This window comes from Saccharospirillum salsuginis, assembly GCF_014651855.1.
Lineage (GTDB): Bacteria > Pseudomonadota > Gammaproteobacteria > Pseudomonadales > Natronospirillaceae > Saccharospirillum > Saccharospirillum salsuginis.
This window is the reverse complement of the sequence record NZ_BMXR01000009.1, coordinates 71468-93000: the sequence shown is the minus strand read 5'-3', so window position 1 is coordinate 93000 and position 21533 is coordinate 71468. Positions and strand designations below refer to the sequence as shown.

Sequence of the window (21533 nt, the reverse complement as noted above, 5' to 3'; positions counted from 1 at the left end):
ACCCGTCAATGGGCTATTCTACCCCACCGAACATCCAAACCGGGGTGCCAGGGCCCGGCCGGACCCACGGTCGCTGGCAGCACCCCCGCCATCAGCAAATGGAGACAGCATGCAATTTACAGTGAATGCGGGCTCGCTCGAGTCCATCGAAACCGATGCCCTGATCCTCTTTCACTTCGAGGACGAAGACACCGCCAGCCTGACGGCGCTGACCGATAAGAACGAAAAACTGCTCACCCGCCTGCGCGATGCCAATCTGCTCTCCGCCAAGCTTGGCCAGGTCACCCCCCTTCTGGGTCACACCGACCTGCCGGCCAGTCAGGTTCTGATCATCGGCGCCGGAAAACAGGCCGAATTCGGCGAAAACCAGTTCGTCAAAGTTATGAAGGCCGTCTCCGGCGCCCTGAAAACCGCTCAGGTCGGCACCGCCAGCCTGGCGCTCGACGACATCAAACCGCGTGAGCGCACCGTGCAGTGGAGTGCCGAAAAGGCCACCGAACTGTTGCTGACCGGCCTGTACCAGTACGACACCACCAAATCCAAGAAAGCCGATCCCAACAAGCTGGAAGCCCTGTCGTTCCTGGCCCAGGAGCAGAATCTGGACCTGGCCATAAAAACCGGTAAGGCGCTGGCACACGGCCGCAACGTCGCCCGGGAACTGGGCGATTTGCCCGCCAACGTCTGCAACCCGCTGTACCTGGCCGAACAGGCGGAAAACCTGGCCGACGCCTACGATGAAGTCAGTGTCGAGATACTGGGGCAGGAAGAACTGGAAGCGCTCGGCATGGGCTCCTATCTGGCCGTGACCCAGGGCAGCGCCAACCCGCCGCGCCTGATCGTCATGAAGTACCAGGGCGGCAGCGACGACCAGAAGCCCCACGTCCTGGTCGGCAAAGGCCTGACCTTCGACGCCGGCGGCATCTCGCTGAAACCCGCCCAGGGCATGGAAGACATGAAATACGACATGCTCGGCGCCGCCTCCGTTTTCGGCACCCTGAGCACCATCGCCGAACTGAAACCGGCCATCAACGTCATCGGCATTGTCGCCGCCGCCGAGAACATGTGTTCCGGTACCGCCACCCGCCCGGGCGACGTCGTCACCAGCATGTCCGGCAAGACCATCGAAATCATCAACACCGACGCCGAAGGTCGTCTGGTCCTGTGCGATGCGCTGACCTACGCCGAACGTTTCGAACCGGCCACCGTCATCGACATCGCCACCCTGACCGGCGCCATCGTCATCGGCCTGGGGCACCACCCGACCGCCATCTACGCCAACGACGAGGAACTGCAGCAGCAGATTCGCAGCGCCGGCGAAGCCAACTGGGACCGCGGTTGGCCGATGCCACTTTGGGAAGACTACCGCGAAGAACTGGAAAGCCCCTTCGCCGACCTGCGCAACATCGGTCAAGGGCGTGCGGGCGGCTCCATCACCGCCGCCATCTTCCTGAACGAGTTCACCAAAGCCTACAAATGGGCCCACCTCGACATCGCAGGCACCGGCTGGACCTCCGCCAAAGAAGGCGCCACCGGTCGACCGGTGGGTATGCTGACCCAGTACCTGCTGGATCGGTTGAGCTGATCCCTCTCCGGGAGTGCCGGCGTCCCGCCGGCATGGCGATCAAGTTGCAGTAGGTGCCAGGAATCCGCATCGGCTGCCCTGGATGCTAATCCGGGGCATCCGCTGCTCGTCTCGGTGACGTTTCACACCATACCGGCGGGACGCCGGCGCTTCCAGGTTACTTCACCTCGAACACCTCCGTCTCCGGATAAAACGCATACCAGGCAAACCAGAACGCCGTCGTGGTCGGCACCACATCACCGCCCACCTCGACCCGAGCCGAGCGGCCGTCTTCATTCCAGATAACGGTATATTCCTGCCCGCCCAGCCGATCGGTAAATCGAGCCTGACCGTTCGCCTCCAATTCAGCGAACGGATACGCCTTATGCTTCCCCGCGAAGCTCACGCCCAGCACCCACTCTTTCGAATGCCAGGGTCCGGGCGCCTTGTTCGCCACCGGAAACATCGTCCGCGGCGACGCCTCATACCCGGCATAGGGATCCTGATCGTAATTCCGCGAATACCCCGTATCCCGGCTCAAAACCAGGGTCTCCGGATACTCCGACCGCCACTCCTCCCAACTCGTATGCTCAACCGGCACCATCGCGAGCGACCGCCCCTTCATCGGCCCGCTGATCGCCTCACTCCAGATCTGCGACCACAAACTCTCCGTCTCGCGGTCATACAACAGCACATCACTCTCGAACAACAGGCCCGACACCCCGAAACTCAACGCCTCTCCGTCCACACGGGCGTCGAACACCATTCCCGTGCCACACAACGGGCAAAACGTCACCACAATCGGCCGATCCCCAATCCGATCGTTCACAATCTCATGCCAATTCAGAATCGCGATCGGATACGCCTTGGCCACACCGCCCAGACTCACCCCCAGTACCCGATCGTCCGCAGACAGCCAGTCCGCATCGTCCACCGGCTCGAACGCGGGCTCATCAATCGCCGGAATCCCGTCCCGGGGCGGACCGCCGCGCAGGATTTGCCCCTCCGGCACCGATGCGCCCTCCAACTCGAAGCCGTTCAGCGTTCGAGCCTCCGACCAGGGCACCATAGCCCCGATCAATACAACAGACAGCCACCACGATTTCATGTTCTCGCCTCCCAATCGGATCGATGTCGATTGAGACCGGCGATTGGAACAAGAGTTTCATAAAGACAGGGATCGATGTCCGATTGATCGAAGTCGGAGAGGTAGGCCATGCGCGCCAGTTGGCGAAGTGCAACCATACAGTAGCAAGGTTGGAGCGGTCCGACCTACTGGTCGGAAGCCCCCAGTAGCTAGCCTTCTGGGGTGGGTGATGCTCTGGAAGGGGTATCTGAGGCATGGATGCCGAAGCTAAGCGCCCATGGACGGGTTCACAGCGGCCCCTGGAAGAGCGTCACCGACCCCAGAAGGCGGGTTCCTGGCAACCAACCCCACCCAACCAAGAAACCACAGAGTTTCCCAGCACCCACACCTTTGGTTAACATGGCGCAAATCGTTGACCGAACCGAACCATGACCCAGGTAGACTTCCACATCCTGCCCGTCCTCCAGGCAACCGACCGCTACGCCTACGCCGCCCGCCTGGTCGCCAAAGCCACCGGTCGGCAACACCGCGTCCTGCTCGCCGTCAACGACGAAACCGAAGCCCAGAACCTCAGCAACGCCCTCTGGGGCGCCAGCCCGGAAAGCTTCCTCGCCCACGGCCGGCTCGACCAGGAAGCGGAAGCCGTCCAGATCGGCTGGCACGACCACCCCGGCGACCACCACGACATCCTCATCAACCTGGCCGCCGACATCCCCGAATACTTCTCACGCTTCCACCGTGTCTTCGAAGTCGTCAGCCAGGACCCGGACATACTGGCCCAAACCCGAGACCACTACCGCTTCTACCAGGACAGAGGCTACCCCCTGTCCCGGCACGACCTGAGAGACCGCGTCTAGTGAGCCAGAACGACGACCCCAAAAGCCTGCTCAAAGACCTCGAGGACATCCGCCAGAGCCTCGACCGCATCGTCGACTCCGAATCCGCCATCCCCCTGCTCGACGAAATCGTCGACAAGCGGACCCCGACACACGTCAACCCGGACAACCCCTTCCTCTCCAGTCAATCGCTGTCCGAACTCATCCGTATCCGCAACGAAGCCGAAGCCCGCGCCGCCGAGGAAATCGCCAGCCTCGCCCCCCTGCGCCCCATCGAAGACATCATCGAGCGCCAGAAGCGGGAAAAGAAAGAACTGGAAGCCGAAGAGCAACAACAACTCGACCTCGGCGACCCAGAGCCGGAGCCGGAACCCGAACTCCCCAAAGGCCCCGACCCCGAACTCATCCTCGAACAACTCGAAACCGCCTTCTCACACTGGATCGACGACGCCGTCGCCAGCTACGTCCAACTGTTCGAAAACGACATCCGCAACCGCCTGCAACAGGACTTCCGCAAACTCATCTGGAACTGGTACGAAGAACACGAACTGCCCATCCCCGAGGGCTTTCTCGCACGCGAACGGGACGAAGGCCCGAAAACCTTCGGCGAACACCGCGCCCGCAAGCAACGCAACGACGGCTCGGAGTCGTCTTAGCCAGACAGGCCCAGCCGTGTATAATGGCGGGCTACTTTACGAATATGGCTTTGATGATTTGATCTGGCTTCCAGGCGAGCGACGGGGGCCTGGGATGCTCATACGGGGATATCCGAGGCATGGATGCCGAGGCTAAGCCTACATGGATGTATTAACGGCGGCCCCGTATGAGTATCCCAGGTCACCGGCGCGGACTCCAGGCACCGTATCCAACCAGGCCATCGTAGCATAACCACCGATATCTTGAGGCGAGTTCGAGACCCCATGGAGAAGACCTACCAACCGCAAGCGATTGAAGGCAAACACTACCAGCGTTGGGAAGAGAACCACTGGTTCCAGCCCTCGGGAGAAGGCAGCCCCTACTGCATCATGATCCCGCCCCCCAACGTCACCGGCAGTCTCCACATGGGGCACGCCTTCCAGCAGACCATCATGGACGCCCTCATCCGCTACCACCGCATGCAGGGCGACAACACCCTGTGGCAAACCGGCTCCGACCACGCCGGCATCGCCACCCAGATGGTCGTCGAACGCGAACTCGCCCGCGAAGGCAAAACCCGCCACGACCTCGGCCGTGACGCCTTCATCGACAAAGTCTGGGAATGGAAAGAACAATCGGGCAACACCATCACCTCCCAGATGCGCCGCCTCGGCGACTCCGTCGACTGGACCCGCGAACGCTTCACCATGGACGACGGCCTCTCCAACGCCGTACGCGAAGTCTTCGTTCAATTGTACGAAGAAGACCTCATCTACCGCGGCAAGCGCCTGGTCAACTGGGACCCGAAATTCCACACCGCCATCTCCGACCTCGAAGTCGAGAACAAGGAAGAACAGGGCTCGCTCTGGCATTTCCGCTACCCGTTGCTCGACGGTGCCAAAACCAGCGACGGCAAAGACTACATCGTCGTCGCCACCACGCGCCCGGAAACCATGCTCGGTGACACCGCCGTCGCCGTGAACCCGGACGACGAACGCTACACCCACCTGATCGGCAAAGAAGTCGAACTGCCGCTGGTCGGTCGGCGTCTGCCCATCGTCGCCGACGACTACGTCGACAGCGAATTCGGCACCGGCTGCGTCAAGATCACCCCCGCGCACGACTTCAACGACTACGAAGTCGGCAAGCGCCACGGCGCCACCCTGGTCAACATCCTCGACCAGAACGCCGCCGTCCTGCAAAAAGCCGAAGCCTACACCTACGAAGGTCGTCCGATCGACGACTTCGACGGCACCCTGCCTGACGGCTACGGCGGCCTCGACCGCTTCGAAGCGCGCAAGAAAATCATCGCCGACTTCGACGCCCTCGGCCTGCTGGACTCGATCAAGGACCACACCCTGATGGTGCCGCGTGGCGACCGCTCCGGCGCCGTCATCGAACCCTGGCTGACCGACCAGTGGTACGTCTCCGCCAAGCCGCTGGCCGAACCGGCGATCAAGGCCGTCGAAAACGGCGACATCGAATTCGTACCCAAGCAATGGGAAAACACCTTCTTCTCCTGGATGCGCGACATCCAGGACTGGTGCATTTCACGCCAGCTCTGGTGGGGCCACCAGATTCCGGCCTGGTACGACAAAGACGGACATTTCTACGTCGGCCGTTCCGAGCAGGAAGTCCGCGAGAAGCACAACATTGGCGACGACATCGAACTGACCCAGGACGAAGACGTCCTCGACACCTGGTTCAGCTCCGCTCTGTGGACCTTCTCCACCCTCGGCTGGCCCGAGCGCGAAGACCTGGTCAAGACCTTCCACCCGACTGACGTCCTGGTCACCGGCTTCGACATCATCTTTTTCTGGGTCGCCCGGATGATGATGATGACCCAGCACTTCATCAAGAACGACGACGGCACGCCCCAGGTCCCGTTCAAGAAGGTCTACGTCACCGGCCTGATCCGCGACGAAAACGGCCAGAAGATGTCCAAGTCCAAGGGCAACGTCATCGACCCGATCGACCTGATCGACGGCATCTCCGCCGACGACCTCGTCGCCAAGCGCACCAGCGGCCTGATGCAGCCAAAACTGGCACAGAAGATCGAAAAGAACACGCGCAAAGCCTTCCCCGAAGGCATGGAACCGTCCGGCACCGACGCCCTGCGGTTCACCCTGACGTCACTGGCGACCCAGGCGCGTGACATCAACTTCGACGTCAAGCGTCTCGAAGGCTACCGCAACTTCTGCAACAAGATCTGGAACGCGGCCCGCTATGTGCTGATGAACACCGAAGGCGAAGACTGCGGCCAGAACGGCGGCGACGTGCAACTGACCCTCGCCGACCGCTGGATCAGCTCGCGCCTGCAGCGCCTCGAAGCCGACGTCCACCGCCACTTCGAAAACTACCGGTTCGACCTGATGAGCCAGGCGCTGTACGAATTCATCTGGAACGAATACTGCGACTGGTACCTGGAACTGTCCAAACCCGTCCTCTGGGACGACAACGCCAGTGCCGAGATCAAACGCGGCACCCGTCGCACCCTGGTGCGCGTGCTCGAAGCCATCCTGCGCCTCGCGCACCCGATCATGCCGTTCATCACCGAAGAAATCTGGCAATCGGTCAAGGACCTCGCCGCGCGCGAAGGCGACACCATCATGCTGCAACCCTTCCCGCAGCCGGACGAGAACAAGATCGACCAACAGGCCGAAGCCGACATCGAATGGCTCAAGGGCGTCATCGTCGGCGTGCGCAACATCCGCGGCGAAATGAACATCGCCCCCGGCAAACCGCTGCCCGTCCTGTTCCAGAAAGGCAGTTTGGAGGACAAGCGTCGCTTGGAAGAAAACGAAAACTTCCTCAAGACACTGGCCAAACTCGAGTCCATCACCTGGCTGAACGAAGACGACACCGCCCCCATGTCCGCCACCCAACTGGTTGGACATCTCAAGGTCCTCGTCCCCATGGCCGGTTTGATCGACGTCGAAGCCGAACAGGCGCGATTGACCAAATCCCTGGACAAGGCCCGCAAAGACCTGGAACGCGTCGAAGGCAAATTGAAGAACGAGAATTTCGTCTCCAAAGCGCCCGAACAGGTCATCGCCAAGGAACGCGAAAAAGCCGACGGCCTGGCCGCCACCATCCAGGAATTGGAAGGGCAAATGAAGCAATTGGAGGAGTTGGCGTAGGACCCGTAGGGTGGGCACCGCCCACCAATGCATTCGATCATGGCACGCGATCCAATGTACATTGAATGACCGTGGTTGCCCCATTCAATGGTGGGCGGTGCCCACCCTACGGTGGAGTTGCAACCACCTGATCAAGTGCCGGGGGACGGGGGTACCCCTGGAGGGAAGTGGGCAGCATGGATGCTGCCGTCTAGCCCCCATGGACGGGTTGAGTGGGCGGCATCCCGCGCGACCCTCCAGGGGTACCCCCATCCCCCGGCACGAACCCCTGGCACAACAACAACCCCGGACGACGAACCATGAATCTGACCGTCGACACCGAATTCGACCTGAACCACCTCTGGCATCCGTACACCTCCACCACCCATCCCCTGCCCTGCTACCCCGTCGTAGCCGCAGAAGGCTGCGAACTCATCCTCGAAGACGGCCGGCGACTGATCGACGGCATGGCTTCCTGGTGGTGCGCCATCCACGGCTACAACGTCCCCGAACTCAACCAGGCCATCATCGAACAGACCGAGCGCATGGCCCACGTCATGTTCGGCGGCATTACCCACGCCCCGGCGGTCGAACTCGGCAAACGCCTGGTGCGGGCCACGCCCGAACCGCTGAACAAGGTGTTCCTCGCCGACTCCGGGTCCGTCTCGGTCGAAGTCGCCCTGAAAATGGCCATCCAGTACTGGCGCGGACGGGGCAAACCCGGCAAATCCCGCCTCGCCGCCTTCCGTAACGGTTACCACGGCGACACCCTAGGCGCCATGAGCGTCTGCGACCCGGTCAACGGCATGCACAGCCTGTTCGCCGATGTCCTGCCGAAAAGCCTGTTTCTCGACACACCGCCCGCCGGATTCGACACCCCCGTCGACCCGGACCGACTGGCCGAACTGGACCGCCGGTTGGCCGAACACGCCGACGAACTGGCGGGGGTCATCGTCGAGCCCGTCGTCCAGGGCGCCGGCGGCATGCGCATCTACAACCCGGCCTGGCTCGCCGAACTGCGCCGCTTGTGCGACAAACATGAACTGCTGCTGATTTTCGACGAGATCGCCACCGGCTTCGGGCGCACCGGCAAGCTGTTCGCGCTCGAACACGCCGCTGTCGTGCCGGACATCCTGAGCCTCGGTAAGGCCATCACCGGCGGCACCATGACGTTGGCGGCCACACTCGCCACCGACGAGGTGGCCGAAGGCGTCTGCGCGAGCGAAGCGGGTGTCTTCATGCACGGCCCGACCTTTATGGGCAATCCGCTGGCGTGCGCCGTAGCCTGCGCGTCGTTCGACAAGTTGATGGAAATGGACTGGCAAAGCGCCGTAACCCGGCTGGAATCCCAGTTGAAGGAGGAACTCACGCCACTGGCCGACCTTGATTCGGTGGCGGACGTTCGGGTGCTGGGCGCCATCGGCGTGATGGAAATGACCGAGCCGGTCGATGTCGGACGGGCTCAGAAAGCCCTGGTCGAGGCCGGCGTCTGGATTCGACCATTCGGTAAACTGGTGTACATCATGCCACCGTTCGTGATGAACGCCGAAGAATTGTCCCGGTTGACCGGGGCGATGCGAATGCTGGCGGAATCAGCGGCGGCGGGGCGGCTGTGATCCGGGGCGTCGCCCGACTCCGGGAGGTGGGCGACGCGACCCTCGCTGTTTTTCCTCCTGCGCCTTGGCCCGACGCTGTTCGCGCCGGGCGCGGTCCCGTTTTTTCTTGCGTGCGGCCGTCCATCGCAGTATTTGGATCAGCACCAGCATCCCGATCAGAATAATGGCGATCCACACGAGTTTATCGACCATGCCCTCACTGCCCAGGTAGTCGGCAATACCGTCCAAGCGGTCACTTTGATTAACCGAGGCGGATATCTTAGGCGGCAGGATCCTGTCGATGAACACCGTGGTGAACCCTCTCAGTCACTGTCAGTCAGAATCGCCTTGATGCGTTCATGCATTTTCGGCCTTAACGGCGAGTTATCCTTATGGGTGACGCCGAGATCGTGCAGAATGCCGTCGTCGAGACCGTAGATCCAGCCGTGTATGGCCAGGTCCTGACCGCGATCCCAGGCGTCCTGAACAATCGTGGTCTCGGCCAGACTCAGCACCTGCGCCATCACATTGACTTCACACAACCGGTCCAGACGCGTTTCGTCGTCCGGCAGGGCCTCGAAATAAGGTCCGTACTGCTTCATGGTATCCTGGATTTTGCGCAGCCAGTTATCGATCAACCCCAGCCGCGCATTGGAAAGCGCCGCCGCCACACCACCACAGCCGTAGTGGCCGGTCACGATCACGTGCTTTACCTTCAGGACTTCCACCGCGAACTGCAGCACCGAGAGGCAATTCAAATCGGTATGCACAACCAGGTTGGCCACGTTGCGATGCACGAAGACTTCGCCGGGCATCAAACCCATGATTTCGTTCGCGGGAACCCGGCTGTCGGCGCAACCGATCCACAACAGTTCCGGTTTTTGCTGACGGGCCAGCTGCTTGAAAAATTCCGGTTGTTCGGACTTGATCTCTTCTGCCCAGTGTCGATTCTTTTCGAGTAATTGATCCAGATTCACGGGCACATACCTTTTTCAGCTGGCTATTAATGGACTCTTCATCCTACTGGCTGATAACAGTAAGCGGAGTCGTCACAGGCATCAAGCGGTGCTGAAAGCAAGCACTGCTTTTCGGACAATTCAACCCTCACGCGTCAAACCAAAAGCAACGTCAACAACGCAAAGCGAGCCCCCTTTCCGATAGCGATCCAAACGGAACACCACCAAAGCCGAAGACGGAGCCAACCGGCGGCGACCGGCAACAGATCGCCGACCACGGGCAACCAGGCGAAGAACAGCAGCGGTGCGCCGAACCTGTCCAGCAGTTTTCGCGCGCGCTCGTCGGGCACGAATCGCTGCGACGCCCGTTCGGCCACTCGCTCGCTCAGCCAGCGGGCGATGACCAGCATCAGCAAGGCACCCAGGGTATTTCCGAACGTAGCCACCGACCAGTATAGACCCAATCGCTCTGGCGTCTGGTGGACCAGACCGGCGTAAAGCACCTCAGACCCCAGCGGCCAGAGCGTGGCCGACACAAAAGCCACGCTGAACAGAATCAGGGCCGACACGTCGTTCAGCCCGGCCGTTCCAGCTCGAACGTGTCGCGCGTGGTCGCGTAGGCATTGCCGGCCATACGACCGACGGCATCCAGCTTGTCGGCCCGGATTCGGCCTTCATCGTAGAGGGCGTCATCGACATGAACATGACGCACATCACCCAGCACCAGTCGGCCGGCCATGGGTTGGTCGCCGAACGACTGAATCTCTCTCAGCGTGCATTCGAAATGAATCAGGGCCTCTTTCACGCGCGGTGTCGAAACCGACCGTGACGGGGCCGGCGTCAGCCCGGCGAAATCAAGTTCGCTCTCACCATAAGGCAAGGCGGCGGACGTCTGGTTCATGGCATCGGCCACCCGGTGGCTGACGATGTTGAGCGTGAACTCGTGGTGTTCGCGCAGGTTGAGTATGGTGTCCTTCTCGGTACCGTCGGCCTTCACCAATGGCGCGAAGGCGACGACCGTGGGGTTGACACTGACCAGCGTGAAAAAGGAAAACGGCGCCAGGTTGAGCCGGCCGCTCCCGCCTTGAGTACAGGCCCAGGCGATCGGACGCGGTTGGATCGAGCCCGTCATCAGTTTGTAGACGGACTGAGTGTCGAGATCACTGATTGAAAGTTCCAATTCCTACTCCCATTGGGGTATGCGTTTACGCACTGTTCGCGCAAATATCCAGGTACCGGTTAACCACCGTCGGCATACCCATTTCGATGCACTCAACCGTCAACACATGACCGATGGATACTTCCAGTATCTCCGGTATGGTCAGAAAGCCCGGCAGGTTGTCGAGGTCGAGATCATGTCCGGCGTTGAGTTCGAGTCCCAGTTCCCGGGCCAGTGCGGCGGCGGCACGGTACTGTTCGTGAACCTCGCTCTGACGGTCGGTGCCATGCGCGGACGCATAGGCTTCGGTATAGAGCTCAATCCGGTTGGCGCGTGACTGAGCCGCGAGCCGAACCTGTTCGGGATCCGGGTCGAGAAATACGGAGGTGCGCACACCGGCATCGCCGATGCGTTTGAGGATGGTGTCGAGCTCGTCGGCATGCCGGGTAAAATCCCAGCCATGGTCGGAGGTCAACTGATTGGGATCGTCGGGAACCAGGGTGCACTGATGCGGCTTGACCTGTTCGATCAGTTTCAGGAAATCGTCGGACGGATACCCTTCGATGTTCAGTTCGACTTCCGGATAGTCCGCCAGGGCGGTTTTCAGGTCGAAGGCGTCCTGCCGGGTGATGTGACGTTCATCCGGTCGCGGATGGATGGTGATGCCAGGAACCCCCAGGCCAATGAACTTGCGCGCGAATTCGACGACGTTGGGAAAATCGCGTCCGCGTGAGTTGCGCAACAGGGCGATTTTGTTCAGGTTGACGCTGAGCTGGGTCATGGGAGGTCCTAGGTCGATGATTCGCTACCGATTGTAACAAAGATCAGTCGAATGCACCGTGCCAGACGACAGCGTCGGGTTCGATTTCCACCCAGAATTCCGGCATCTGCTCTCGGGCATGGACGGCTCCAGCGAACAAAGCGAACAGAAAATCGTCTTCGCTCAACGGATGTCCCTCCAGAAAGGTCGTGGGGGCCGGGCAACCCTCGATCTCGAACGCCCGCCAGACCTCATCGAACCGGCTGGCCAGCTCGGCCCCCACCTCGAAACGGACCGTACCGGCCAACCGCAACCAATGCAGATGAACACCCGGTTGCAGAAAAATCTTGTCCAGCGGTACCCGTCTCATGATGTTCCTTCGCTTAAAGAATCGTCGAATAATACGACAAAGCTCACTCGGCCGATAAGGAAAACCACAAAGCCTCGCTCCCCAGTGGCGTCAGCTCGGGCAACAAAGGATTGTTCAACCGATAACGCTCGCGCTCTTCGAGACGGGCTTTTTCGATCAGGTCCGCATGGTATTCGTGGAAAAGTGCATCAAAACTGCCATCGGCGAGCGCGGTTTTGAGTCCGCGCTCGATCAACAGTGCCAGTTCCGTATCCTCCGGATTGACGAAATAGTAAAACGCCGTGGGATAGGTCAGCAATTTGGTGGGTTCGACTACTATGCCACTGTTTTCGTGCGTTTTCGCCTCGGCCCAGATCTCGACGATGGAACGTGGGAACAAATCCGCCCGATGCTGGGCGACCATGGTAAAAATGGTGTCGTAACTCGGTGTCCCGAATACCTGAAAACCATTGGACCTCAATATGTCGGTGTCCGGCCAGTCGTGCCCCTGAACGAGGATATAATCCCGCAATTCATCCAGCGAATGGGGTTCGCTGAATCGTTGCAGGCCCCGTTCGTGAGCCAGGAAGATCCGCCAGCCGATCAACCCTTTGTAAATGGGAATTCGAATGGGTTGAAGGTCGGCTTCCCGTTTTCGGGAGGTCATCGACCAGACCACGTCGACATCGATGCCGTTTTTCAGTTGCACCAGGGCTCGCCCCTGAGGCATCGCCTGGAGCGAGGGAACCAGGGACACCTCGGCACCGGTTTTGTCGAAGGCTAATTGCAGTAGGCGAAGGGGGTAGTCCGTACGACGATCGAATTCGGTCTCCGGCTTGGGGTAACGCACGATCAGGGCGTCGGCCTGTGACACCGCCGATATCATTGTCAGGCACACCAACCAGACCAGCGCCTTCAAGTTGGACATCACCGTCGCGCACCCCAATGGCTGACACCTTACAATTACCCTAGCACCGATACGCTATCCCGCCAGGACCCGGTAGTCTCCGGTCAACCGGGCGACGACGTCATCGCTGTCATCGAATGCTTCCACCCGGACCCTCGCCCGCCAGTGCCCACTCGGTCGCCGGTCGGGCACGTCCTCGAACCGCGCGACAACGCGTAAATCCGACAGGGCCGGCTTGGGGTAGCTGACCTGACAGTCCTTAATGGCCACTTTCTCGGGCAGTTCATGCTCCACAGCCCACTGGCTGGCGTGGTACCACCCGGCCAGCACCAGGGCGGAATACTGACTGCCGGCGAACAGAGTTCCCTTGTCATTGCGGTTTCCGACCAGTGGAATGAAAAACTCGGCGCTTTCCGCATCGCGGCTTACGCATTCGATGCCCAGTTTGGCGAGGGGTTCGATCGCATCGAGATTCATAGCCAGTGCCCACCCTCTTGCTGCGTCATCCAGCGCGGCAAATCCGCCAGACTGTCGAGGGCACCGGCCAGGTCGGCATGCCAGTCCGGATCGGTTTCGATCAAATCCGGGACATGAATGACAGCGCAGCCGGCGGCCAATGCCGAGCGCACGCCGTTGGGGCTGTCTTCGATGGCCAGCGCCTGATGCGACTGAAGACCCAGACGTTCACAGCCTTTTTGATACGGTTCGGGATGGGGTTTGCCCTGGGCGACCTGGTCACCGCCCAACACCTCGGTGAAATAGTCGAGCAATCCGACCCGGGCCAGTTTGTCCTCGGCCATGGTTGTACGGGTGCTGGTCACCACCATCTGTCGCAAACCGGCATCCCGAACGTGGTTCAGGGCGTCGATCACGCCAGGCTTCAACTCCAGTTCGGTCTTGGCTCGCGCATTGAACCCGTCCCGTGTCTGGTCGATCCAGAATTCAGCCGTGGTTTCGTCCGGCACGAATTGCAGAAACCACTGGATCAGACCGGTCCGATTCAGGCCGATGGTTTCCAGATAACGTTGCTCGGGATCGGGCACGGGCCCGCCCCCGGTCATCACATCCACGAATACCGCGCGCACCAGGCGTTCGGAATCGATCAGGACGCCATCCATGTCCCACAGAACCCCCAGGTAGGGTCGATCGGTCAATACAGTCATGGCAATTGCTCCAGACAGCGAGCCAGGTCGGTCGCCAGTTGCGTCATCAGGGCCTGATAATGCCCGGCGCCGGGCGTTTGTTCAAAGCCCAGCGGATCGATTTGCGCAATCCGGGCATTGGGCAGCGAGCGGGTCATCGACTGCAGCCAGCGGTCGCTGTACTGGGGTTCGTGAAGCAGGCACAGGCCATCGTGGGGTTTCGCCAGTTCAACCAGGCGCGCAACCGTGCGCGGTCCCGGCGGAACGTCGGGTTGCAGGACCAGAGCGCCCAGTGCATTGAGCCGATGATCCCGCTCGAAATATTGAAACCCGTCGTGGAACACGATGAACGGCTTGTCCGTCAACGGCGCCAAGCGGTCGGTCAGTTGCCGGTCGAGTGCTTGCAGTTCCGCCAGCAGGGCCTCGGCGTTTGCCCGGTAACGGTCGGCGTTGCTCTCATCCAGTTCGACCAAACGGTCGGTCATGGCGCGTACGAATACCCGGGCATTGGCCATCGACAACCAGAAATGCGGGTCCAGATCACCGTGATCGTGGCCATGGTTCCCGGCATCTTCGCCGCCTTCTTCGAACAAGGATTCACGACTCTCGTGCAGCGTCATTCCGGCGTCATAGTCGTGCAATCGCAGATTGACCGCTTCAGGCGACAAGCGCTGGGTCAAACGGGCCAGGCTGGTTTCCAGTTCCGGGCCGACCCAGATCAACAGGTCCGTCTCGACCAGAATCTTTAACTGATAGGGCGACAACGCACTCGAATGCGGGGACTGGCTGCCCTCGTAGATCAAATCGGGCTGGGCGACGCCGGCCATGATGTCGCTGACCAGACCGTGCAGGGGCGCGATGGACACGGCCACCCGGGGGGCGCTCCACCCCGTCAGGGGCAGGCACAACAACACAATGGACATCCAGCGGAGAAGGGGTTGCAACATGCGGGGACTCGCTCGCTATCTAACGGAAACTCGGAACGGTATGATACACTGTATCGTCAAGCACCGCATGATCCAGGAGAGACCGGCCCCTTGCCTGACCAGCCCAGAACCGACGCCCTGATTCGCGCCCGACACCTTGGAGTGCGGCTGGGCGGCGAACCCATCCTCAATCACGTCGACCTCAACGTCTACCCGGGTCAGATTGTCACGCTGATCGGTCCCAATGGCGCCGGCAAATCCACGCTGATCAAGGCTCTGCTCGGCATTCACCGGGTTACGAGCGGTGAGTTGTGGCGCAAACCCGGGCTGAAGATCGGCTACATGCCGCAGAAGACCCACATCGAGGACAGTCTGCCGCTGACGGTCGATCGTCTGATGACCCTGACGCATCGCGCCCGACGAACCGAGATCACCGAGGCTTTGAAGTTGACTAATGTGCCGCACCTGATCGACCGGCCGGTGCAACAATTGAGCGGCGGTGAATTCCAGCGGGTCATGCTGGCGCGGGCCCTGCTCAAGCAACCGGACGTCCTGGTTCTGGACGAGCCCGTCCAGGGGGTCGACTTCAACGGCGAAATCGAGCTCTACCGTCTGATTCAACGCATTCGCGACGATCGCGGCTGCGCCATTGTCATGGTCTCCCACGATCTGCACCTGGTTATGGCCGCGACCGATGAAGTGGTCTGCCTGAACCACCACGTCTGCTGCACCGGCACACCCGAGTCCGTCGCCCAAGCCCCGGAATTCACCCAGTTGTTCGGTCATCGCCACGCCGACGCCCTCGCCTTCTACAGCCACGAACACGATCATGAACACAGCCTGGCGGAACTGGGAGGGCACAGCCATGATTGAACTGCTTTGGCCCGCCCTTCTCGCCGGTACCGGCATTGCCCTGATCGCCGGCCCGCTGGGCAGTTTCATGGTCTGGCGACGCATGGCCTATTTCGGCGACACCATGGCGCATTCCGGTTTACTGGGTGTCACCCTGGGCGTCGTCCTGAACATACACCTGACGCTCGGCATCGCGCTGGTGACCACCACGCTCGCACTGCTGCTGTTCGTTCTGCAACGACAGCGCCGGGTCCCGCCGGATACCCTGCTCGGCATTCTTTCCCATTCGGCACTCGCCATCGGCATGCTGGTACTGGCATTCTCGGATTCGGTGCGTATGGACCTGGGCGGCCTGTTGTTCGGGGATCTGTTGGCTGTGAATCCGCAGGATGTCCTCTGGGTCGCTCTGGTTACAGCGGTGGCGCTGCCATTGATTCTGTTGATCTGGCGTCCCCTGCTCGCCATCACCGTGCACGAGGATTTGGCCCGTGCGGAAGGTATTGCCACTGAGCGCATCCGCATCCTCTATCTGGTGCTGATCGCTTTGGTGATTGCGGTGGCGATGAAGATTGTCGGCATTCTGCTGATCACGGCCCTGATGATCATTCCGGCCGCCGGTGTGCGTTGGCTGTCGAACACGCCCGAGCAGATGGCCATTGGCGCCTCGGTGTTGGGTATGGCGTCGGTCTGGTTGGGGCTGGCCGTGTCCTGGTACAGCAACGCGCCCAGCGGGCCGGCTATTGTCGTGACGGCGACGGTGGCGTTTGTGGTGCTGATGGGTGTGAGCCAGGCGAAGCGCCCGGCTCGGAGCTAATCCGCGAATCAGATGCCCATGCTGGCGAGAGCTTCGAGTATGTTGCGGGCGATGGAGGCGCTGCGCGGGTGGTCGACGCTGAGGTCTTCGATCAGCATTTCGAGGGATTCACGCAGGGAGGGTTCTTCGGGGTCGGGTTCGCCTTCGTTGTGAATGTGGTATTCGACCTTGGCCATCAGCTCTTTTTGTTGCTCGCTGACTTCTTTTTCGTCCATGGTTTGACGCAGGCGTTCCAGTAGTGCGGCTAACTGGTCCTTGGGCATGGTGGCTGCTCCGGTCTTCACTGTGAGTTCCTGTTCACTATAGCAGATGGTTGGGTTCGTTGGCTGTGGTTTGGTCAGAGCGGCTTCGGTTGGGTACCCCGGTTAGGGTCCGTGCCTGGTACCGGGGCAGGCCCGACCGGGTCGCCGTGAATACTTCCATGTAGGCTAGGCCACAGCATCCATGCTGTGGACTCCCCGGCTGGACCTGCCCCGGTACCAGGCACTCGCGACCAAGCCACAATCACCTTCCTCTAAATTCCTGTAGGAGCGCACTCCGTGCGCGACCGTCCCAACCCCGAACTTGACTCAACTCAACCACTTGACCTTCCACTAGCTGTAAGGTTGAAAATGCCTCACCATTGAGATCTGACACAGTGGAGACACCCTTTTGAGCACTCAAACACCGCATCATGTCATTGCACCGGTAACCGGTCTGAGTTGCGCCGGTTGTGTTAAGAAACTGCAAAGCGCCTTGAGCGACCGGCCTTCGGTGGTCGAGGCGAAGGTGAACCTGGCGACGGAGACGCTGGATATCACGGTCGACGGTGAGACGCCGAAGGCGGACACCTTGCGCGACTGGGTGGTGGACGCCGGGTACGATCTGGTGACGGAGTCCGGTCGTTATCGGCTGGACAACATCAATTGCGCCGGGTGTGTGCGCTCGGTGGAGAAGGCGTTGCTGGCGGATCCGGGTGTGTTGAGCGCTGAGGTGAATCTGGCGAACAGTCAGTTGCAGGTGTCCTGGGTTCCGGGCATGACGGACATTGGCGCTATAAGACGGACGTTGAAGGGGATCAACAAGCCGATTGTGGAGACCGAGGAGGAAGGTCGGTCGGCCTCGACCGGTGTGGCCGGTTGGCAGGTGGCGTTGGGGGCGATTCTGAGCCTGCCCATGGTCATCGTTATGGCGCTTGAGTTAGTCGGCATCGGTGCGATGCTGCCCGGTTGGGTGCAGTGGTTACTGGCGACGCCGGTGCAGTTTTATCTGGGCGCCCGTTTTTATCGCGGTGCGTACAGCAGTTTGAAGCACGGTTCGGCGAACATGGATGTGCTGGTGGCGCTCGGCACGTCGGCGGCCTATCTCTACAGTCTGGTCGCGGGGGTCTGGCTCGGGGCCGGGCACCTGTATTTCGAGGCGGCGGCTGTGGTGATCACCCTGGTGCTGTTCGGCAAGTGGCTGGAGCACCGTGCGCGTGAGGCGACCGGTTCGGCGGTGAGGGCTTTGATGAAGCTGCGGCCGTCCGAGGTCCGCACCTGGCGGGATGAACGCTGGCAGGATGTGGATGTCAGCGAAATCGGCGCGGGTGACCGGGTTCAGGTCAAGCCGGGTGAACAGGTCACAGTGGATGGCCGGGTGATCCAGGGTCTGTCCGAGGTGGACAGCCAGATGCTGACCGGTGAAAGCGAACCGGTCGCGGTCCGCCCGGGTGATGCGGTGACCGCCGGGACGGTGAACCTGACCGGTGTGCTGGAGGTGGAAGCGACCGCTTCGGCCGAGTCGTTCCGGATTAACCGGATCATCGAACTGGTGGAACAGGCACAGATGGGCAAGCCGCCGGTGCAGGCGTTTGTGGACAAGATCGCGGCGGTGTTCGTGCCGGCCGTTCTGGTTCTGGCCGCGCTCACCTTTGTCGGCTGGTGGTGGCTGGTCGGTTTCGAAGCGGCGCTGGTGGCGGCCGTGGCCGTGCTGGTCATCGCCTGCCCCTGCGCGCTCGGCTTGGCGACGCCGACGGCGATTGTCACCGCCACCGGCGCGGCGGCACGTCATGGTTTGCTGGTGCGCGATCTGGGTCAGTTGGAGCAACTGAAACACGCCAAAGCGATCCTGTTCGACAAGACCGGTACCCTGACTCGCGGACAACCGGCGGTCGTCGGCGTCAGCGATGGTTTATTGGACGATCCCGATGTAACCGACCGGATCAGCGCCATCCAGCAACAGAGCGACCACCCGCTGGCCAAGGCCATGGTGGCTTATTTACCGGCCTCCAGCGGCATCACAGTCGAAGCCAGCAAGGCCTGGGTGGGTGAAGGCATCGAGGCGACCGTCGACGGTGAACGTTGGCTGTTGGGTAACGAAGCCCTGCTGTCACGCTTCAACGCGGGCCCTGTGGAACCGGCCGGACAGGTCGGGGAATCGGTAGTCTGGGTAGTGCGCGATGATCGGGTTCTGGGCCATGTCCGACTGGCCGATCCGCTCCGCGACGACGCGGCCGCCCTGCTCGATCGCCTCGCGGATCTGGGCATCAGCCGTTACCTGTTGTCCGGTGACCGGCGCGCGGCGGTCGATCATCTCGCCACACGCTTGAACCTGACCGAAGCGCACGCCGAATTGCTGCCGGACCAGAAACGCCTGTTGGTCGACCGGCTGCACGCCAAGGAAGCCCCGGTCATCATGGTCGGCGACGGCATCAACGATGCCCCGGCGCTGGCGCGAGCCGATGTCAGCATCGCCATGGGCAGTGGCACCGACGTCGCCATGGAAAGCGCCGGCATTACCCTGATGCGGGCGGATCTGAACCTGATCCCCGCCGCCATCGATCTGTCCCGCGCTACAGACCGCAAGATCAAGCAAAACCTGTTCTGGGCGTTCATCTATAATGTCATCGGCATCCCGCTGGCCATGGCCGGAATGCTCAACCCAATGCTGGCCGGCGCCGCCATGGCGTTCAGTTCGGTCAGCGTCGTCACCAGTTCGCTGCTGTTGAAAAACTGGCGGCCGCGCACACAACTGAGCAAACAACCCCGGAACGCGCCCGAACCCGGCGTCACAGGAGCCCAGTATGCAGATTAAAGCCGCGTCACTCGCCTCCGGCCTGCCGGCCAAGACGATCCGCTACTACGAAAGCCTCGGCTTGTTGCGGTCCAAACGGGCCGCCAACGGCTATCGCCGCTACAGCGAAGACGATGTCGAGCAGATGCGTTTTCTGCACCGCGCCCGCTCGCTGGGGTTCTCACTCGACGAATGCCGGGACCTGCTGGAGCTCTATCAGGACCCGACCCGGGCCAGCTCCGAAGTCCGCCGCATCGCCGAACACCATCTCGTCGAGGTGAACGCCAAGATCGAACAGCTGCAGCAGCTCAAAGCCTCCCTGGGCGAGTTGATTCAGCAGTGCCCCGGCAACGACTCGCCGGACTGCGCCATCCTCGACACCCTGGCCGGCGACGACCGCTGACGCCTTGCGGGCAAGGACGCCCGCATCCAACCTGGACACCTCTGTCGAAAAGCCTCATCCAATCATCCCGCCGCCGCGTATTGTGCTTTTCACCGCCATGACATCCGGCTACTCTAGCTTGAAAAATACACTCACCCCAAGGAGATCACCATGCAGGACTGGGTCGCCACTTTCTGGCAAAACAACGCCGACCTGATTCTCGGCGTCGGCTACAAAATCATACTCGTTGTCGCCATCTTCATCGTCGCCGGCATCGTATCCAAAACCCTGAAATCCTCCATCCGGAACAGCTCGAAACGCTACAGCCGGCTCGACCCCACCCTGGTGCCCATCTTCGCCGGCATCGTTGGCTACGCCGTATACATCGTCGCGATCGTCATCATCCTCGACATCTTCGGCGTCAACACCAACTCCATCGTCGCCCTGCTCGGCGCCGCCGGTCTCGCCGTCGGCCTGGCCCTCAAGGACACGTTGAGCAACATCGCCGCCGGCATCATGATGCTCTTCCTGCGCCCCTTTAAAATCGGCGACTACATCACCTTCAACGGCATAGGCGGTACCGTCGAGGAAATCAGCCTGTTCAACACCATCCTCAAAACCCCGGACGGCCAATACATCTCGGCACCCAACAGCAACGTCTGGGGCGCCACGATCCAGAACTCCACCCGCAACGGCACCCGTCGCATGGACCTGGTTGTCGGCGTCGCCTACAACGACGACCTCGACGCCGGTTTCCGCGCCCTGCAGACAATCGTCGACAACGAACCCCGCTTCCTCAAGGACCCGGCCCCTCAAATCATGGTCCAGTCTCTGGGTGACAGCTCCGTAAACCTGCAGATTCGCGCCTGGGCCACCGTTGACGACTTCTGGACCATCTGGTGGGAAATGCAGAAAAAACTCAAAGACGAAGTAGAAGCCGCCGGTCTGTCCATCCCGTTCCCGCAGCGGGATGTACATATGTACAAATCGGAATAAAGTGGCTGAATGGAACACTCAAGACCCGGAGTTCGGGTAGGCATAGTGGCAATGGTCCACGTCGGCTACCGGGGTTACCCCTGAGGGGTCGTCGTAAATCCGTCCATGGAGACTAGACCGCAGCATCCATGCTGCGGACTTCCCCTCAGGGGCAACCCCGGCATCCGCCGCTAGCTAACTCGGCGAACTCCGGAACTTGAGTGACGCCTATGGCAGTCAGAGAGGTAATTTGTTCCAACATAGTTGGAGTGTGATTCGAGACAGAACTACTCTTTTCCATCGGTGGTGAGTCTCAGTGTTGAATGTGATACCAGACACTAGCAGCGGATGCCCGGGTTGCTCGTGAGGGGATGTCTGAGGCATGGATGCCGAAGCCAAGCCCCCATGGACGGGTTCACGGCGACCCCTCAGGAGCAACCCGGG

At 61.1% G+C, this 21533-nt stretch carries 22 protein-coding genes; 10 read left to right on the top strand and 12 right to left on the bottom strand.

Features of this window, described 5'->3' with window-relative positions; translation table 11 throughout:
• Nucleotides 1-109 precede the first annotated feature (109 nt).
• Complete coding sequence (locus IE111_RS17370) at nt 110-1582, top strand: leucyl aminopeptidase (protein ID WP_189611104.1); 1473 nt, start codon at nt 110-112, stop codon at nt 1580-1582.
• Nucleotides 1583-1739: 157 nt separating this feature from the next.
• On the opposite strand, the gene IE111_RS17365 is transcribed toward IE111_RS17370, so the two are convergent.
• Nucleotides 1740-2669, bottom strand: a complete 930-nt coding sequence (locus IE111_RS17365; RefSeq protein WP_189611103.1) for a DUF3179 domain-containing protein — start codon at nt 2667-2669, stop codon at nt 1740-1742.
• Between the two features lie 407 nt (nt 2670-3076).
• Between IE111_RS17365 and IE111_RS17360 the strand changes: the two genes are divergently transcribed.
• The 4 genes from IE111_RS17360 (at nt 3077) to bioA (ending at nt 8855) form a co-directional block, all read left to right on the top strand.
• The gene (locus IE111_RS17360) at nt 3077-3505 is read left to right on the top strand and encodes a DNA polymerase III subunit chi (protein ID WP_189611102.1); all 429 of its coding nucleotides are present in this window, start codon (nt 3077-3079) and stop codon (nt 3503-3505) included.
• Nucleotides 3505-4140 (top strand): hypothetical protein, encoded by a 636-nt coding sequence (locus tag IE111_RS17355; protein WP_189611101.1) that lies wholly within the window; start codon nt 3505-3507, stop codon nt 4138-4140. The genes IE111_RS17360 and IE111_RS17355 overlap by 1 nt, the downstream gene beginning before the upstream one ends.
• 264 nt (nt 4141-4404) lie before the next feature.
• Nucleotides 4405-7260: a valine--tRNA ligase gene (locus IE111_RS17350; RefSeq protein ID WP_189611100.1), complete on the top strand. Its 2856-nt coding sequence runs from the start codon at nt 4405-4407 to the stop codon at nt 7258-7260.
• A gap of 299 nt (nt 7261-7559) precedes the next feature.
• Nucleotides 7560-8855 carry an adenosylmethionine--8-amino-7-oxononanoate transaminase gene (gene bioA / locus IE111_RS17345; protein ID WP_189611098.1) on the top strand — a complete coding sequence of 432 codons (1296 nt, stop codon included), beginning with the start codon at nt 7560-7562 and terminating at the stop codon, nt 8853-8855.
• On the opposite strand, the gene IE111_RS17340 is transcribed toward bioA, so the two are convergent.
• The 10 genes from IE111_RS17340 to IE111_RS17295 all read right to left on the bottom strand — a co-directional run bounded on the left by IE111_RS17340 (nt 8832) and on the right by IE111_RS17295 (nt 15054).
• The gene (locus IE111_RS17340) at nt 8832-9143 is read right to left on the bottom strand and encodes a hypothetical protein (protein WP_189611096.1); all 312 of its coding nucleotides are present in this window, start codon (nt 9141-9143) and stop codon (nt 8832-8834) included. The genes bioA and IE111_RS17340 overlap by 24 nt on opposite strands.
• Before the next feature lie 14 nt (nt 9144-9157).
• A complete protein-coding gene (gene can, locus IE111_RS17335) occupies nt 9158-9811 on the bottom strand; it encodes a carbonate dehydratase (protein WP_373300926.1) in 654 nt (217 codons plus the stop codon).
• Nucleotides 9812-9945: 134 nt separating this feature from the next.
• The gene (locus IE111_RS17330; protein WP_229805417.1) at nt 9946-10359 is read right to left on the bottom strand and encodes a YqaA family protein; all 414 of its coding nucleotides are present in this window, start codon (nt 10357-10359) and stop codon (nt 9946-9948) included.
• 5 nt (nt 10360-10364) lie between these two features.
• A complete protein-coding gene (locus tag IE111_RS17325) occupies nt 10365-10970 on the bottom strand; it encodes a flavin reductase family protein (protein ID WP_229805416.1) in 606 nt (201 codons plus the stop codon).
• 25 nt (nt 10971-10995) lie between these two features.
• A complete protein-coding gene (locus tag IE111_RS17320; RefSeq protein WP_189611092.1) occupies nt 10996-11730 on the bottom strand; it encodes a pyridoxine 5'-phosphate synthase in 735 nt (244 codons plus the stop codon).
• Between the two features lie 43 nt (nt 11731-11773).
• Nucleotides 11774-12079 carry a hypothetical protein gene (locus IE111_RS17315; protein WP_189611090.1) on the bottom strand — a complete coding sequence of 102 codons (306 nt, stop codon included), beginning with the start codon at nt 12077-12079 and terminating at the stop codon, nt 11774-11776.
• 43 nt (nt 12080-12122) lie between these two features.
• Nucleotides 12123-12986: a substrate-binding periplasmic protein gene (locus IE111_RS17310; protein WP_189611088.1), complete on the bottom strand. Its 864-nt coding sequence runs from the start codon at nt 12984-12986 to the stop codon at nt 12123-12125.
• Between the two features lie 54 nt (nt 12987-13040).
• The gene (locus IE111_RS17305) at nt 13041-13442 is read right to left on the bottom strand and encodes a YiiD C-terminal domain-containing protein (protein ID WP_189611086.1); all 402 of its coding nucleotides are present in this window, start codon (nt 13440-13442) and stop codon (nt 13041-13043) included.
• On the bottom strand, nt 13439-14128 hold the full coding sequence (locus IE111_RS17300; protein ID WP_189611083.1) for an HAD family hydrolase: 690 nt from the start codon (nt 14126-14128) through the stop codon (nt 13439-13441). Before IE111_RS17300 ends, IE111_RS17305 begins: the two co-directional genes overlap by 4 nt.
• Nucleotides 14125-15054: a zinc ABC transporter substrate-binding protein gene (locus IE111_RS17295; RefSeq protein WP_229805415.1), complete on the bottom strand. Its 930-nt coding sequence runs from the start codon at nt 15052-15054 to the stop codon at nt 14125-14127. The genes IE111_RS17300 and IE111_RS17295 overlap by 4 nt, the downstream gene beginning before the upstream one ends.
• 90 nt (nt 15055-15144) lie before the next feature.
• Here IE111_RS17295 and znuC point away from each other — a divergent pair, with 90 nt between their 5' ends.
• Nucleotides 15145-15906, top strand: a complete 762-nt coding sequence (znuC, locus tag IE111_RS17290; RefSeq protein WP_229805414.1) for a zinc ABC transporter ATP-binding protein ZnuC — start codon at nt 15145-15147, stop codon at nt 15904-15906.
• Entirely contained in the window at nt 15899-16699 is an 801-nt protein-coding gene (locus IE111_RS17285) for an iron chelate uptake ABC transporter family permease subunit (RefSeq protein ID WP_189611078.1), read from the top strand. Before znuC ends, IE111_RS17285 begins: the two co-directional genes overlap by 8 nt.
• Before the next feature lie 8 nt (nt 16700-16707).
• Here the strand turns inward: IE111_RS17285 and IE111_RS17280 are convergent, their stop codons facing one another.
• Complete coding sequence (locus tag IE111_RS17280; protein ID WP_189611076.1) at nt 16708-16983, bottom strand: DUF4404 family protein; 276 nt, start codon at nt 16981-16983, stop codon at nt 16708-16710.
• Between the two features lie 367 nt (nt 16984-17350).
• Between IE111_RS17280 and IE111_RS17275 the strand changes: the two genes are divergently transcribed.
• The 3 genes from IE111_RS17275 (at nt 17351) to IE111_RS17265 (ending at nt 21110) form a co-directional block, all read left to right on the top strand.
• Nucleotides 17351-19753: a heavy metal translocating P-type ATPase gene (locus tag IE111_RS17275; protein ID WP_229805413.1), complete on the top strand. Its 2403-nt coding sequence runs from the start codon at nt 17351-17353 to the stop codon at nt 19751-19753.
• Nucleotides 19743-20135: a MerR family DNA-binding protein gene (locus tag IE111_RS17270; RefSeq protein WP_189611074.1), complete on the top strand. Its 393-nt coding sequence runs from the start codon at nt 19743-19745 to the stop codon at nt 20133-20135. Before IE111_RS17275 ends, IE111_RS17270 begins: the two co-directional genes overlap by 11 nt.
• 150 nt (nt 20136-20285) lie before the next feature.
• The gene (locus IE111_RS17265; protein WP_189611072.1) at nt 20286-21110 is read left to right on the top strand and encodes a mechanosensitive ion channel family protein; all 825 of its coding nucleotides are present in this window, start codon (nt 20286-20288) and stop codon (nt 21108-21110) included.
• Nucleotides 21111-21533 lie beyond the last annotated feature (423 nt).

Excerpts from the sequence above, each read along its gene's own strand:
- IE111_RS17370 (WP_189611104.1), top strand. The coding sequence starts at position 110 with ATGCAATTTACAGTGAATGCGGGCTCGCTCGAGTCCATCGAAACCGAT.
- IE111_RS17365 (WP_189611103.1), bottom strand. The coding sequence starts at position 2,669 with ATGAAATCGTGGTGGCTGTCTGTTGTATTGATCGGGGCTATGGTGCCC.
- IE111_RS17360 (WP_189611102.1), top strand. The coding sequence starts at position 3,077 with ATGACCCAGGTAGACTTCCACATCCTGCCCGTCCTCCAGGCAACCGAC.
- IE111_RS17350 (WP_189611100.1), top strand. The coding sequence starts at position 4,405 with ATGGAGAAGACCTACCAACCGCAAGCGATTGAAGGCAAACACTACCAG.
- bioA (WP_189611098.1), top strand. The coding sequence starts at position 7,560 with ATGAATCTGACCGTCGACACCGAATTCGACCTGAACCACCTCTGGCAT.
- IE111_RS17320 (WP_189611092.1), bottom strand. The coding sequence starts at position 11,730 with ATGACCCAGCTCAGCGTCAACCTGAACAAAATCGCCCTGTTGCGCAAC.
- IE111_RS17315 (WP_189611090.1), bottom strand. The coding sequence starts at position 12,079 with ATGAGACGGGTACCGCTGGACAAGATTTTTCTGCAACCGGGTGTTCAT.
- IE111_RS17310 (WP_189611088.1), bottom strand. The coding sequence starts at position 12,986 with ATGTCCAACTTGAAGGCGCTGGTCTGGTTGGTGTGCCTGACAATGATA.
- IE111_RS17305 (WP_189611086.1), bottom strand. The coding sequence starts at position 13,442 with ATGAATCTCGATGCGATCGAACCCCTCGCCAAACTGGGCATCGAATGC.
- IE111_RS17300 (WP_189611083.1), bottom strand. The coding sequence starts at position 14,128 with ATGACTGTATTGACCGATCGACCCTACCTGGGGGTTCTGTGGGACATG.
- IE111_RS17295 (WP_229805415.1), bottom strand. The coding sequence starts at position 15,054 with ATGTTGCAACCCCTTCTCCGCTGGATGTCCATTGTGTTGTTGTGCCTG.
- IE111_RS17285 (WP_189611078.1), top strand. The coding sequence starts at position 15,899 with ATGATTGAACTGCTTTGGCCCGCCCTTCTCGCCGGTACCGGCATTGCC.
- IE111_RS17270 (WP_189611074.1), top strand. The coding sequence starts at position 19,743 with ATGCAGATTAAAGCCGCGTCACTCGCCTCCGGCCTGCCGGCCAAGACG.
- IE111_RS17265 (WP_189611072.1), top strand. The coding sequence starts at position 20,286 with ATGCAGGACTGGGTCGCCACTTTCTGGCAAAACAACGCCGACCTGATT.